This is a genomic window from Streptomyces sp. NPDC051738, assembly GCF_044453205.1.
Classification (GTDB): Bacteria; Actinomycetota; Actinomycetes; order Streptomycetales; family Streptomycetaceae; genus Streptomyces.
This window is the reverse complement of sequence record NZ_JBITCM010000021.1, coordinates 184,116-195,774: the sequence shown is the minus strand read 5'-3', so window position 1 is coordinate 195,774 and position 11,659 is coordinate 184,116. Positions and strand designations below refer to the sequence as shown.

At 71.2% G+C, this 11,659-nt stretch carries 13 protein-coding genes; 7 read left to right on the top strand and 6 right to left on the bottom strand.

Annotated elements, in window-relative coordinates; all coding sequences use genetic code 11:
- Both ACIA8X_RS37540 and ACIA8X_RS37535 read right to left on the bottom strand, forming a co-directional pair.
- On the bottom strand, positions 1–766 hold a 766-nt coding region (locus ACIA8X_RS37540), incomplete at its 3' end, for a maltotransferase domain-containing protein (protein ID WP_399460192.1).
- A gap of 69 nt (positions 767–835) precedes the next feature.
- Positions 836–1,138 carry a DUF5133 domain-containing protein gene (locus tag ACIA8X_RS37535; protein WP_393460491.1) on the bottom strand — a complete coding sequence of 101 codons (303 nt, stop codon included), beginning with the start codon at positions 1,136–1,138 and terminating at the stop codon, positions 836–838.
- Positions 1,139–1,438: 300 nt separating this feature from the next.
- Here ACIA8X_RS37535 and ACIA8X_RS37530 point away from each other — a divergent pair, with 300 nt between their 5' ends.
- Together ACIA8X_RS37530 and glgX are read left to right on the top strand one after the other, a co-directional pair.
- Complete coding sequence (locus ACIA8X_RS37530; RefSeq protein ID WP_393460489.1) at positions 1,439–1,951, top strand: pep a2; 513 nt, start codon at positions 1,439–1,441, stop codon at positions 1,949–1,951.
- Positions 1,948–4,107 (top strand): glycogen debranching protein GlgX, encoded by a 2,160-nt coding sequence (gene glgX / locus ACIA8X_RS37525; RefSeq protein WP_399460191.1) that lies wholly within the window; start codon positions 1,948–1,950, stop codon positions 4,105–4,107. The genes ACIA8X_RS37530 and glgX overlap by 4 nt, the downstream gene beginning before the upstream one ends.
- 52 nt (positions 4,108–4,159) lie before the next feature.
- Here glgX and ACIA8X_RS37520 read toward each other — a convergent pair whose 3' ends face one another.
- Complete coding sequence (locus ACIA8X_RS37520) at positions 4,160–4,960, bottom strand: VOC family protein (RefSeq protein ID WP_399460190.1); 801 nt, start codon at positions 4,958–4,960, stop codon at positions 4,160–4,162.
- Positions 4,961–5,128: 168 nt separating this feature from the next.
- Here ACIA8X_RS37520 and ACIA8X_RS37515 point away from each other — a divergent pair, with 168 nt between their 5' ends.
- A complete protein-coding gene (locus ACIA8X_RS37515; protein WP_393460483.1) occupies positions 5,129–5,467 on the top strand; it encodes an ANTAR domain-containing protein in 339 nt (112 codons plus the stop codon).
- A gap of 33 nt (positions 5,468–5,500) precedes the next feature.
- Here ACIA8X_RS37515 and ACIA8X_RS37510 read toward each other — a convergent pair whose 3' ends face one another.
- Positions 5,501–6,292, bottom strand: a complete 792-nt coding sequence (locus ACIA8X_RS37510) for a SigB/SigF/SigG family RNA polymerase sigma factor (RefSeq protein ID WP_393460480.1) — start codon at positions 6,290–6,292, stop codon at positions 5,501–5,503.
- A gap of 232 nt (positions 6,293–6,524) precedes the next feature.
- Between ACIA8X_RS37510 and ACIA8X_RS37505 the strand changes: the two genes are divergently transcribed.
- The 4 genes from ACIA8X_RS37505 (at position 6,525) to ACIA8X_RS37490 (ending at position 9,369) form a co-directional block, all read left to right on the top strand.
- On the top strand, positions 6,525–6,980 hold the full coding sequence (locus ACIA8X_RS37505) for a MarR family winged helix-turn-helix transcriptional regulator (RefSeq protein WP_399460189.1): 456 nt from the start codon (positions 6,525–6,527) through the stop codon (positions 6,978–6,980).
- Positions 6,977–7,825, top strand: coding sequence for an ABC transporter ATP-binding protein (locus tag ACIA8X_RS37500; RefSeq protein WP_399460188.1), 849 nt, complete (start codon positions 6,977–6,979; stop codon positions 7,823–7,825). Before ACIA8X_RS37505 ends, ACIA8X_RS37500 begins: the two co-directional genes overlap by 4 nt.
- Positions 7,785–8,645 (top strand): ABC transporter permease, encoded by an 861-nt coding sequence (locus ACIA8X_RS37495; protein ID WP_393460471.1) that lies wholly within the window; start codon positions 7,785–7,787, stop codon positions 8,643–8,645. Before ACIA8X_RS37500 ends, ACIA8X_RS37495 begins: the two co-directional genes overlap by 41 nt.
- 202 nt (positions 8,646–8,847) lie before the next feature.
- Entirely contained in the window at positions 8,848–9,369 is a 522-nt protein-coding gene (locus ACIA8X_RS37490; RefSeq protein WP_393460468.1) for a hypothetical protein, read from the top strand.
- A 28-nt stretch (positions 9,370–9,397) separates the two neighbouring features.
- Here the strand turns inward: ACIA8X_RS37490 and hemC are convergent, their stop codons facing one another.
- Positions 9,398–10,333 (bottom strand): hydroxymethylbilane synthase, encoded by a 936-nt coding sequence (gene hemC / locus ACIA8X_RS37485; protein ID WP_393460465.1) that lies wholly within the window; start codon positions 10,331–10,333, stop codon positions 9,398–9,400.
- 17 nt (positions 10,334–10,350) lie between these two features.
- The gene (locus ACIA8X_RS37480; protein ID WP_393460462.1) at positions 10,351–11,562 is read right to left on the bottom strand and encodes an MFS transporter; all 1,212 of its coding nucleotides are present in this window, start codon (positions 11,560–11,562) and stop codon (positions 10,351–10,353) included.
- Between the last annotated feature and the right edge of the window lie 97 nt (positions 11,563–11,659).

Below are 11,659 nucleotides of genomic sequence, written 5' to 3'. Positions count from 1 at the left end.
CGATGGGGTGGATCGGCGGGAGGTAGACGACGTCGAAGCCCATCGCGGCGATCGCGGGCAGGCGGCGGGCGGCGGTGGTGAAGGTGCCGTGGGGGTGGTCGGGGGTGCCTTCGGAGCGGGGGAAGAACTCGTACCAGGAGCCGAACAGGGCCCGCTCGCGCTCGACCAGCAGGGGCAGCGGGTCCGACGCGGTGACCAGGTCCCGCAGCGGGTACCGCCCCAACACCGCATCCACGTTGGCCGCGAACGCCGCCTCCAGCCGCGACACGGGCGGCAGCGAGTCGTCCCGCAGCGCCTCGGCCGCGGCCAGCACGGTCGCCCGCCCCGCGTCGTCGGGCACTCCGGCCGCCGCACGCGCGTACAGCTCGCCGCCCTCCTCCAGAACCAAGCCGACGTCGATCCCGGCCGGAACCTTGATGCGAGCGGTGCGCAGCCAGGTGGCCACCGGATCGCCCCAGGCCTCCACATGAAACGTCCAGTTGCCCACCGCGGGCGGCGTCACCTTGGCACCCCAACGGTCGGTACCCGGGGCCAGCTCGTGCATCGGCGTCCACGGGCCGGGCCGGCCGTCCGGGCCGGTCAGCACGACATTGGCGGCCACGGCGTCGTGACCCTCCCGGAACACGGTGGCGGTGACCTCGAAGGTCTCTCCCGCGACCGCCTTCGCCGGATGCCTGCCGCCCTCCACGGCCGGCTGTACGTCCCGTACCGGGATACGGCCGATCGTCCCGGTCCCGCGACCGGTCCTCGTCTTGGTCCTGCCCATGGTTCACCTCCACCGTGCTCGAGGCCGGGCACGAGGCCCGGCCGGGGTCCGATCTGTGCCGGAAGGTCGCTACCTCCCCGCGAGGAATCGCCACCGTCGTGATCTCGCCGGCCGCCGCCGTGCGGAGACCCGCACGCGGGGCCGTTCGTCCTGCTCCCCGAGGTAGGCCGCCAGAGTGGAGCGCAGATAGCGTTCGGCCGCGTCCGCGGCCTCGCGCGCGCAGCGCTTCCCCATCAGCACGCACAGGGTGTAGCCGGCGTCCTCGAACGTGGCGCGCACCGCATGGTCGGCCGGGGCCGCGAGCATGGCGCGCTCCCAGGCCCGGTATCGCCGCAGTTGCCGGGCGACTTCGGCTTTGGCCGGTAGCAGCATGGCGCCGTTCACCTTCCGGGCTGCTCGATGACGCGTCTCCCGACCGTCGGGCGGAACCCGCGCGCGTACAGCGCACGGGCTCCGTTGCGGGTATCGAGGTCTTCACACATGGTGCATGGTCGATGACTCAGCGTCCTGTTGGAGCTTCAACTACCTCGGGTGTCGGCTCGTGTTGCACGAATGGCGTACTGCCCCCACCCTGAAGTGACTCAGAAGCGATCGGCGCTCACGCTCCGTGCTCGGGGCCCGTCCCGCAGGGGCGAGGAGAGCGGGAGCATTCGCGGTGAGGAGGTAACGACGGTGAAGACCGCAGTGCCCTGCTACTACCACCTCGACGTGGAAGTCAGCCCCGAACGGGTGGGTCAGGTCAGCCGAATTCTGGCCGCTCACCTCCGGTACTGGGACCTGGAGACTCTTGTCGAGCCCGTCCGCCACGGCACCGAGATGCTGTTGCGGGTCATCGACGAGCACGCGAGGGACAAGAACACCTCGATCGAGATGTGGTGGAACGGCCAGCACCTCATCACCGCCATCGGCGACAACGACCGCGCCCTGCGTCCGGACCACGAGCTGCGCGCCTGTCTGCAGCACCTCGCCGCGATGAGCGACGGCTGGGGCTGTTGCGCCACCGAGACCGGCAGCAAGGTCATCTGGTTCTCGCAGCGCGCCCGCGCCGGCGAACGTGTCCCGCTGGTCCCGGCGGCGCCCGCGCCCAGCCTGCGAGAGGCGCGCGGGGTGCCCCGCGAGGTGCCCGTCACCGCCTTGGCCGAAGCGGCGGGCATCCGTGACGGCGCCCTGGAGGAGGCCCGGTGACCCAGAGACGGCGCCGCAAGGACGTGTGCAAAGGGGTGCCCGCTTGGAGCGGGCACCCCTATCCGCTGGGCGCCGCCTTCGACGGACAGGGCACCAACTTCGCCCTGTTCAGCGAGGTCGCCGACCGAGTCGAGCTCGTCCTGGTCGACAACAAGGACCGGCACACCCCGACTCCGCTCACCGAGGTCGACGGCTTCGTCTGGCACGGCTATCTGCCTAACGTCGGCCCGGGGCAGCGCTACGGTTACCGGGTCCACGGGCCATGGGCCCCGGACCTGGGCCACCGGTGCAATCCGGCGAAGCTGCTGCTCGACCCGTACAGCCGGGCGGTGGACGGCCGGGTCGACAACCACGCCTCCCTCTTCGAGCGCACCCCGGGCGGTCCGTCCGCGGCGGACAGCGTCGGGCACACCATGCTGGGTGTGGTGACCGACCCGCACTTCGACTGGGGCGACGACAGTCCGCCCAGGCGGCCGTACGCCGACACCGTCATCTACGAGGCGCACGTCCGCGGTCTCACCCGCACCCACCCCGACGTCCCGCCGGACCTGCGCGGCACGTACGCCGGACTCGCGCACCCCGCGATCGTCGAGCACCTGACGTCCCTCGGCGTGACCGCCGTCGAGCTGATGCCGGTGCACCAGTACGTCCAGGACGGCGTACTGCTCGACCGGGGCCTGTCCAACTACTGGGGCTACAACACGATCGGCTTCTTCGCACCGCACAACGCCTACGCCGCCCACGGCACCCGCGGCGAACAGGTCGACGAGTTCAAGGCGATGGTGAAGGCGCTGCACGCGGCCGGCCTCGAAGTGATCCTCGACGTCGTCTACAACCACACCGCCGAGGGCAACGAGCGCGGGCCGACCCTCTCCTTCCGCGGCATCGACAACGCCTCGTACTACCGCCTGGTGGACGGCGACTGGGGGCACTACTACGACACCACCGGCACCGGCAACAGCCTGCTGATGCGCCACCCCTATGTGCTCCAGCTCATCATGGACTCGCTGCGCTACTGGGTCACCGAGATGCACGTCGACGGCTTCCGCTTCGACCTCGCGGCCACGCTGGCCCGCCAGTTCCACGAGGTGGACCGGCTCTCGGCGTTCTTCGACCTGATCCAGCAGGACCCGGTGATCAGCCGCGTCAAGCTGATCGCCGAGCCGTGGGACGTGGGGGAGGGCGGCTACCAGGTGGGCAACTTCCCACCCCTGTGGTCGGAGTGGAACGGCAAGTACCGGGACGCCGTACGGGACTTCTGGCGCGCCGAGCCCGGTTCGCTCGGCGAGTTCGCCTCCCGGCTGACCGGCTCCTCCGACCTGTACGCACACAGCCGGCGCCGCCCGCGCGCCAGCGTCAACTTCGTGACCGCGCACGACGGGTTCACCCTGCGCGACCTCGTCTCCTACAACGACAAGCACAACGAGGCCAACGGCGAGGGCAACCGGGACGGCGAGAGCCACAACCGCTCCTGGAACTGCGGAGCGGAGGGCGAGACCCGGGACCCGGCCGTACTCGCGCTGCGCGCCCGTCAGCAGCGCAACCTCATCGCCACGCTGCTGCTGTCCCAGGGCATCCCCATGCTCTGCCACGGCGACGAAGTCGGCCGCACCCAGCTCGGCAACAACAACGCCTACTGCCAGGACAACGAGGTCTCCTGGATCGACTGGCGCCACACCGGCGACCAGCGCGCCCTCGCCGACTTCACCCGCTACATCATCGCCCTGCGCGCCGCCCACCCCGTCCTGCGCCGCCGCCGCTTCTTCCGGGGCGAAACCGCGACCCACCCCGAACAGCCGCTGCCCGACCTGGTCTGGCTCCAGCCCGACGGCCGCGAGATGACCGACGACGACTGGAACCGCCCCGACGCCCACTCCCTCGCGGTCTTCCTCAACGGCGACGCCATAGCCGAACCCGACTGGTGCGGCCGTCCCGTGGTGGACGACTCCTTCCTGCTCCTGCTCAACAGCTACTGGGAGCCTGTCGAGTTCCAGCTCCCCGACATCACCTACGGCGAACGCTGGACCACCTTGATCGATACCGCCGAACTCCAGGGCCCGCCGGACGAGTCGGAACACAAGGCGGGCACGGCTCTGCTGATCGAACGCCGCAGCCTGGTGCTCCTGTCGAGACCGTCGCGTGCAACGCCCTCATGAGCGCCCGTCGCGTCGATGCCAGATAGGCGTGTAGCGCCAGAACGGCCGTCGTCTACCGTTCACGATGCGACGTGACCGTGAACTGCGCTCCATCCGGATCCCGCAGCACCGCCTCGTCACTGCCCTTGGACAACACGCTCCCCCCGTGCAACTCCGCGGCCCGCGTGCACCCCTCCACATCGCCCACCGCGAAGTGAACCTGCCAGTGCGGCCGAATCGTGGGATCCGGCGCGGCCTCCAACGCGCCCGACTCGATGCGCGCCACCACATCGCCCCCACTGCGCAGCACGACCTCCCCGCCCTCGTAGCGGACCTCGCAGCAGCCGGGCCGGTCAGTGGCCCAGTCGAGGACCTCGCCGTAGAACATCGCGGCGTCGAAGGCGTCGCGGGTGTGCAGCCGGATGAACGTGGGCGCGTCCCGGCGCCAGGTCTCCCAGTGGTAGATGAGCTCCCCCTCCCAGATGCCGAACGTCGCCCCGTCCCGGTCGGCCAGCAGCGCCGCCCGCCCGGGCGGCAGGGACAGCGGCCCGACGGCCGTGGTGCCGCCGCGCTCCTGCACCCGCGCCACCGCCTCGTCCGCACTGGGCACGGCGAAGTACGGCGTCCAGGCCACGGCCATCTGCCACATCGAGGCCACCGCGGCGATCCCCGCCACCGGCACGCTCTGCGCCAGCGCGACCCGGAAACGGTCGCCCAGCTTGGCCGGCCGCCAGCGCCAGCCCAGCACGGCCGAGTAGAACTCCTGGGTGGCCTCAAGATCGCGGCTGGTCAGGCTCACCCAGCAGGGCGCGCCGAACACGGAGTGGGTGGACACGATCTCGGCCGTGCCCCGGGGGTTTCGCGCATCGTTCATGGCAGTCGCGTCCTGGTCTCGCCCGACCGGCGGCCACCGGTCCTTTCCCAGTGTCCGGCCGGAACCGTTCCGGGGCCTGTCGAGTACCCCCGGCGGGGGACCGAAACGACCGAGGACGACCCCTTCGCCTCACTGGCACGCGCCCGGCGAAGCGGCGAGGATGGAGGGGTGGCACCGACACCGAACGAGCCCGTCGACAGGAGCGAGACCGACCGGATCCTCGAACTGGAGGAGGAGGTCGGCCAGCTCAAGGAGGCGGTCGTCTCGCACGCCGTCGTGGACCAGGCGATCGGCATGATCGTCGCGCTCGGGCGAGTGGCGCCGGACCAGGGCTGGGCGGTGTTGAAGGACGTCTCCCAGCATACGAACATCAAGCTCCGCCAGGTCGCGGAACTGATCCTCATCTGGGGCCGCGACGGGAGGATGCCGCCCGAGATCCGCGTCGAACTCGAAGAGGCCCTGGAACGCTACGGCCCGACGCAGATTCCGGGAGCGCCACCGGACTGACCGACCTCCCCTTTCAGCGGGCTTCGGCGAATTTCAGCGAGCCTCGGCGACCAGTTCCTCGCGCAAATGGGCGAAGCAGCCGCTCAACAGCCGCGACACATGCATCTGTGAGATGCCGAGCTGCTGCGCGATCCGGCTCTGGGTCATCCCGCCGAAGAACCGGAGGTAGAGGATGGTCCGCTCGCGCTCCGGCAGCCGCTGCAGACAAGGCCTGACGGCCACCCGGTCGACGACCACGTCGTAGGCCGGATCCGGACCGCCGATCGCGTCTCCCAGCGCGTAACCGTCGGTGCCCGGCATCTCCGCCTCCAGCGACAGCGCGGAGAAGCACTCCAGGGCCTCCATCCCGGTGCGCACCTCGCTCTCGCTCAGATGCGCGTGGGCGGCTATCTCGGGGATCGTGGGCGCACGGCCCGGGGTGCTCTGCGACAGCTCCTTCGCGGAGCTGCGGACACGGTTGCGCAGGTCCTGGACCCGGCGCGGGACGTGCAGCGTCCACATGTGGTCGCGGAAGTGCCGCTTGATCTCGCCGGTGATGGTGGGCACGGCGTACGCCTCGAAGGCGTGGCCGCGTGCCGGATCGTAGTGGTCGACGGCCTTCACCAGCCCCAGCGCGGCCACCTGGTACAGGTCCTCCAGGGACTCGCCACGGCCCTTGAACCGGACGGCGATCCGCTCGGCCATGGGCAACCAGACCCGGACCAGATCGTCCCTGAGCGCTTTGCGCTCCGGCCCTTCGGCCATTCCGACGAGCCGGCTGAACGCTTCGGCGGTGTCGGGGGCGTCGTCGTGCGGATGCTGCTTCGTTCTGGTGGTGGCACTCATGAGTGCGCACCTCCCTCAGCAGGTGCTGACTGGACAGACACCATGGGAGGTGCGGACGCGCACTCGGACCTCTTGGAGACACCCACGGACCTGGCGGGCCGGCTCCCACGGACGTGCCTCCTGTCCGAAGCACATTTGGGTAAATTCCCGCAGAAAAGGTACCCGAAACACATCGGAATACTTTGCTGTCCCTTGAGTCCGTTACCTCTGCTACAGAGGTAATCTCGACGGCATGGCGGACGAGTCCTTCCCGGAGGAACTGGCCGACGCGCTCGTCGGGGTCCAGCGGCTGATCCGGCGCAGGCTGCGGCGGGAGATGCCCGACCCGCGGCTGCGCAGTGCCGAAGTGGAGCTGCTCCGGCTGGTCGCCGAGCGGCCCGGCATCGGGATCTCGGACGCGGCCAAGGAGCTGTACCTGGCGGGCAACTCGGTGTCGACGCTGGTCAACCAGCTGGCCCGGCAGGGTTATCTGGTCCGCGAGACCGACCCCGCCGACCGGCGCGCCGCCCGACTGCTGCCCACCCCCGCGGCCGAGGCCCGGCTGAGCGAGTGGCGCAGACGGCGCGCCGACCTCGTACGAAACCGGCTGTCCCGCCTCGACGAGGCGGACGGGGAGACCCTGCTCGCGGCGGTCCCGGCGCTGCGCAGACTGGCCGACACGCTGCGCGAGGAGGGCGAGCGCCCATGACCCGAGATGTCGCCGAGGCCGTGGCCTGCACCGGGCTCGCCTACGCCTTCGGTGAGACCAACGCGGTGGACGGACTCGACCTGACCGTGCACGAGGGCGAGGTCTTCGGGCTGCTCGGTCCCAACGGCGCCGGGAAGACCACGGCGATCCGCTGCATGACCACCCTCCTTCCGGTGCCCGCCGGCATGGTCCGCGTCTTCGGGCACGACGCGGCGCGCGACCGTATGGCCGTACGGCGCCTGCTCGGCTATGTCCCGCAGCAGCTGTCCGCCGACGCGGGCCTCACCGGCCGCGAGAACGTCGCCCTGTTCGCCCGCGTCTTCGACGTGCCCCGCCGCGAACGCGCCGAACGGGTCGGCCAGGCGCTGGCCGCCGTCGGCCTCACCGACGCCGCCGACCGGCTCGCCGCCACCTACTCCGGCGGCATGGTCCGCCGACTCGAACTGGCCCAGGCCCTGGTCAGCGCGCCCCGGCTGCTGATCCTCGACGAACCCACCATCGGCCTCGACCCGATCGCCCGCACCGGAGTGTGGGAGCACATCGGCGCCGTCCGTGCCGCCACCGGCATGACGGTCCTGGTCACCACTCACTACATGGACGAGGCCGACCAGTACTGCGACCGGATCGGCCTGATGCACCGCGGCCGCATCCGGGCCCTCGGCACCCCGGCCGAGCTCAGGGAAGGGCTCGGCGCGCGCCGGCGTGCCGGGGGCGCGGCCGACACCGACCCGCTGCCCACGCTGGAGGACGTCTTCCGTGACGTCGCCGGCAGCGGACTCGACGAGAGTTCAGGAGACTTCCGCGATGTCCGAAGCACCCGCCGCACCGCCCGCCGCGTCGGCTGACCGGGCCGAACCCGTCCGCATCGACCTGCTGCTCGCGCCGCCCGAACCCCGCGCCGGCTGGCGACTGCTGCCCGCCCGCGTCGCGGCCATGTGCGCCGTCGAGCTGCAGAAGCTGCGCCACGACCGCACCGAGCTGTACACCCGCGCGGTCCAGCCCGCCCTCTGGCTGCTGATCTTCGGCCAGACCTTCACCCGGCTCCGGGCGATCCCCAGCGACGGCGTCCCCTACATCGACTATCTGGCACCCGGCATCATCGCCCAGTCCGCGATGTTCATCGCCATCTTCTACGGCATCCAGATCATCTGGGAGCGCGACGCCGGCGTCCTCAACAAGCTGCTCGTCACCCCGACCCCGCGCTCGGCCCTGATCACCGGCAAGGCGTTCGCGGCCGGGGTGAAGTCCCTGGTCCAGGCGGTCGTCGTGATCCTCATCGCCGCGGTGCTGGGCGTCGCCCTGACCTGGAACCCGCTCAAGCTGCTCGGCGTCGCCGCGGTCGTGGTCCTCGGCTCGGCGTTCTTCTCCTGCCTGTCGATCACCATCGCCGGCATCGTCCTCAACCGCGACCGGCTGATGGGCTTCGGGCAGGCCATCACGATGCCGCTGTTCTTCGGCTCCAACGCCCTGTACCCGCTGTCCGTGATGCCGGGCTGGCTCCAGGCGATCAGCAAGGCCAACCCGCTCAGCTACCAGGTCGACGCCCTGCGCGGTCTCCTCCTCGGCACGCCCGCGCACCTCGCGCTCGACTTCGCCGTCCTGCTGGTGGCCGCCGCGCTCGGCATCACCGCGGCCTCCTCGCTGCTGGGCCGGCTGGCCCGATGATCCCGGTCCGCCGATCTTGGTGCGGAACGTGATGTGCGGCACGTGGGTGAACGCGGTCGCCGGGCCAGAAAGCGGATTCTTCCTGCCCACGGCTTGATCGGTGATCAAGGGGGCGAATGGGCTGGCCACAGCGCATTCTGCTCATTTGACAGTGCACTGAGCGCAAAGATAGGAAGCAGCTCTCTGGGTCGAGAGGTGGATTGTGTACGAGCCGAACGTGGTCGGGGACTGGCACGAGTACGAGGAGCATGCCGGCCTGCGTGTCCGCGTCCACTGCCTGGAGCCGGCCGAGCCGCCGCGGGGACGGGACGACGCCGCCGAGGGGCTGACGTACTTCAGGGTCCGCGTCACCGTCGAGAACCGCGGCGAGCGGCACCTCGGCATCCACCTGGAGGACGGCCAGATGGACGTGCGGATCGGCCGTGACGGGGAGGCCGCGTTCATCGACTGGCGCAACTCGCAGTTCATCGAGGGCTTCGACGTCTACCCGCTGCGCCGGGCCACCGCCGTGCTCTACGCCGCCGGCCCGGAGGCGAGCCTGAGCCAGGTCGATGTGCAGATCCAGCTGCGCGTCGAGGAGGAGTGGGCCGACCGCCGGCTGTGGACCGGCGGCCTCGGCCTCCAGGAGGGTTCCGTCGGTGCCCACGCCGCCACCCTGCGGGACGGCCTCGCGCTCCAGGTGAGCAACTTCCTGCGCGACCAGGCCGAAGAGGGCACCGCCTGACGCGCGAGCGCCCAGACCGCCGACTGACTCAGTGCGGGATGCCGTCGATCATCTCGCGGGCGCCCTGCCGCAGCAGGGCGACGGCGACCGACGTACCGAGCGTCGCCGGATCCAGTCGGCCCGCCCACTCGTGGGCGTTCAGCCGCGTCTTGCCGTCCGGAGTGAACACACAGGCGCGCAGCGACAGCTCACCGCCGCGGTCCACGCGCGCGTACCCGGCGATCGGGCTGTTGCAGTGCCCCTGCAGGACGTGCAGGAACATGCGCTCGGCCGTGGCCTCCCGATAGGTGTCCGGGTCACCGAGGCCGCTGATCGCGTCGATGAGGTCCGTGTCGCCCTCCCGGCACTGCAGCGCGAGGATGCCCGCACCGATCGGCGGCATCATCACCTCGGGGGAGAGCACCTCGCTGATCACGTCGGTGCGGCCGATGCGTTCGAGGCCGGCCAGCGCGAGCAGCAGCGCGTCCGCCTCACCGGCGGCCAGCTTCTCCAGCCGCCGGTTGGCGTTGCCGCGGAACGGCACGCACTCCAGGTGCGGGTGGGTGGCGGCCAGTTGGGCGACACGGCGCACCGAGGAGGTGCCGATCCGGGTCCCGGCCGGCAGCTCGTCGAGGGTGAGCCCGTCCGGGTGGATGAGGGCGTCCCGGATGTCGTCCCGCTTGAGGAACGCGGCGAACGTCGTCCCCGCGGGCAGCGGCCGGTCGGCCGGGATGTCCTTGACGCAGTGCACGGCGAGATCGGCCTCGCCCGCCAGCAGAGCGGCGTCGACCTCCTTGGTGAACGCGCCCTTGCCCTCGACCTTGGCCAGATCGCCCATCCACTTGTCACCGGTCGTCTTCACGGGCACGACCTCGGTGCGCACACCGGGGTGCAGGACCGCCAACTCGGCGCGGACACGCTCCACTTGGGCGAGTGCCATCGGCGAGTCGCGGGAGACGATACGGATCAGTTCAGGCACGGACATGCGGACACGATAGACCGTCACCGCCCCGCGTCCGCACGGTAGTGCCCCATTCGCGCCCCTGCCTTGCCGCCCGCGCGCCGCACCGGAAGGCCGAGCACCGCGAATGCCCCCACCGTCAGCAGCCCTCCGACCAGGAACGTGCCGCGCACCCCGACAGAGGGCAGCAGCGCACCGCCGAGCAGCGCACCGGCGGCGATGCCCACGTTGTAGGCGGCGGAGTTGGCCGCGAGGGCGGTCTCGGTGCGGCCCGGCGCGACCTGGAGGACCCGGCTCTGCGTCGCCATGAAGGCGGACGCGACCGAGGCGCCCAGCAGCATGATCAGCGCGACGCTCGCCACCGGGACGTGACCGGTCGCCCAGAGACTGAGCAGCGCCACCGCCTGGGCCGCCACCGGAACGGCCAGCGTGGCACGCGGGAAGCGGTCGAGGAGCGGCCCGGCCACCATGACCCCGGCGAGCGCCGCCCCGCCGAAGGCGAAGAGCACCGCGCTCACCGCGTCCTCGCCGAAGCCGCTCACCTCGTCGAGGAAGGCGACGACATAGGTGAACGCGGCGAAGGCACCGGTCACCGACAGGGCGGTCACGGTCAGTACGACGCGGAACCCGCGCCGGTCGGGGGCCGCGCCGTACGCGGAGTGGCCGTCCTCCGGGCGGGACGACGGCAGCAGCACGGCGACGGTCACGAGCGAGAGCAGCGCCAGCGCGCCGAGCAGCGCGAACGGTGTCCGCCAGTCGGTGTGCCCGCCCAGCCAGGTCCCGGCCGGAACCCCGGCCACCGTGGCCAGCGAACCGCCGACCGACAGCCACCCGATGACCCGCCCCCGCCGCTCCGGAGGGAACAGACCGACCGCGACCGGCCCCATCACCGCCCAGAACACCGCCTGCGCCAACGCCGTCGCCACCCGCGCCGCCAGCAGCACCCCGTACGACACCCCGCCGAGCGCCGACACCCAACTCGCCACGGCGAGCAGCCCCAGCAGCCCCGCCAGCAGATACCGGCGAGGCACGGACCGCGTGGCATGGGCGAGAGGCAGCGACACGACGGCCACGGTCAGGCCGTACCCGGTGACCAGGGCGCCCACGGCCGCCAGCGACACCCGCAGGTCATCGGCCATCAGCGCGAGCAGGCCGACCGGCAGGTTCTCGGTGCTGTTGAAGGTGAACGCCGCCAGCATCAGCGCCGCGACGACGGCGGCACGCCGCCAGGGAGCCGGACCTACGCTGCCCATCCAACCGCCTTTCCGACAGGGGGAGTCGGGGCAAGCGTGCGGGGGTGCGGCCGGGGCCTCTACTCTTTCGATCCAGGACGAATCTTTCGCGGACGAA

What these genes read in the sequence shown, in the direction of transcription:
- ACIA8X_RS37535 (WP_393460491.1), bottom strand. Translation starts at nt 1,138, where the DNA reads ATGCTGCTACCGGCCAAAGCCGAAGTCGCCCGGCAACTGCGGCGATAC.
- ACIA8X_RS37520 (WP_399460190.1), bottom strand. Translation starts at nt 4,960, where the DNA reads ATGAACGATGCGCGAAACCCCCGGGGCACGGCCGAGATCGTGTCCACC.
- ACIA8X_RS37510 (WP_393460480.1), bottom strand. Translation starts at nt 6,292, where the DNA reads ATGAGTGCCACCACCAGAACGAAGCAGCATCCGCACGACGACGCCCCC.
- ACIA8X_RS37505 (WP_399460189.1), top strand. Translation starts at nt 6,525, where the DNA reads ATGGCGGACGAGTCCTTCCCGGAGGAACTGGCCGACGCGCTCGTCGGG.
- ACIA8X_RS37500 (WP_399460188.1), top strand. Translation starts at nt 6,977, where the DNA reads ATGACCCGAGATGTCGCCGAGGCCGTGGCCTGCACCGGGCTCGCCTAC.
- ACIA8X_RS37495 (WP_393460471.1), top strand. Translation starts at nt 7,785, where the DNA reads ATGTCCGAAGCACCCGCCGCACCGCCCGCCGCGTCGGCTGACCGGGCC.
- hemC (WP_393460465.1), bottom strand. Translation starts at nt 10,333, where the DNA reads ATGTCCGTGCCTGAACTGATCCGTATCGTCTCCCGCGACTCGCCGATG.
- ACIA8X_RS37480 (WP_393460462.1), bottom strand. Translation starts at nt 11,562, where the DNA reads ATGGGCAGCGTAGGTCCGGCTCCCTGGCGGCGTGCCGCCGTCGTCGCG.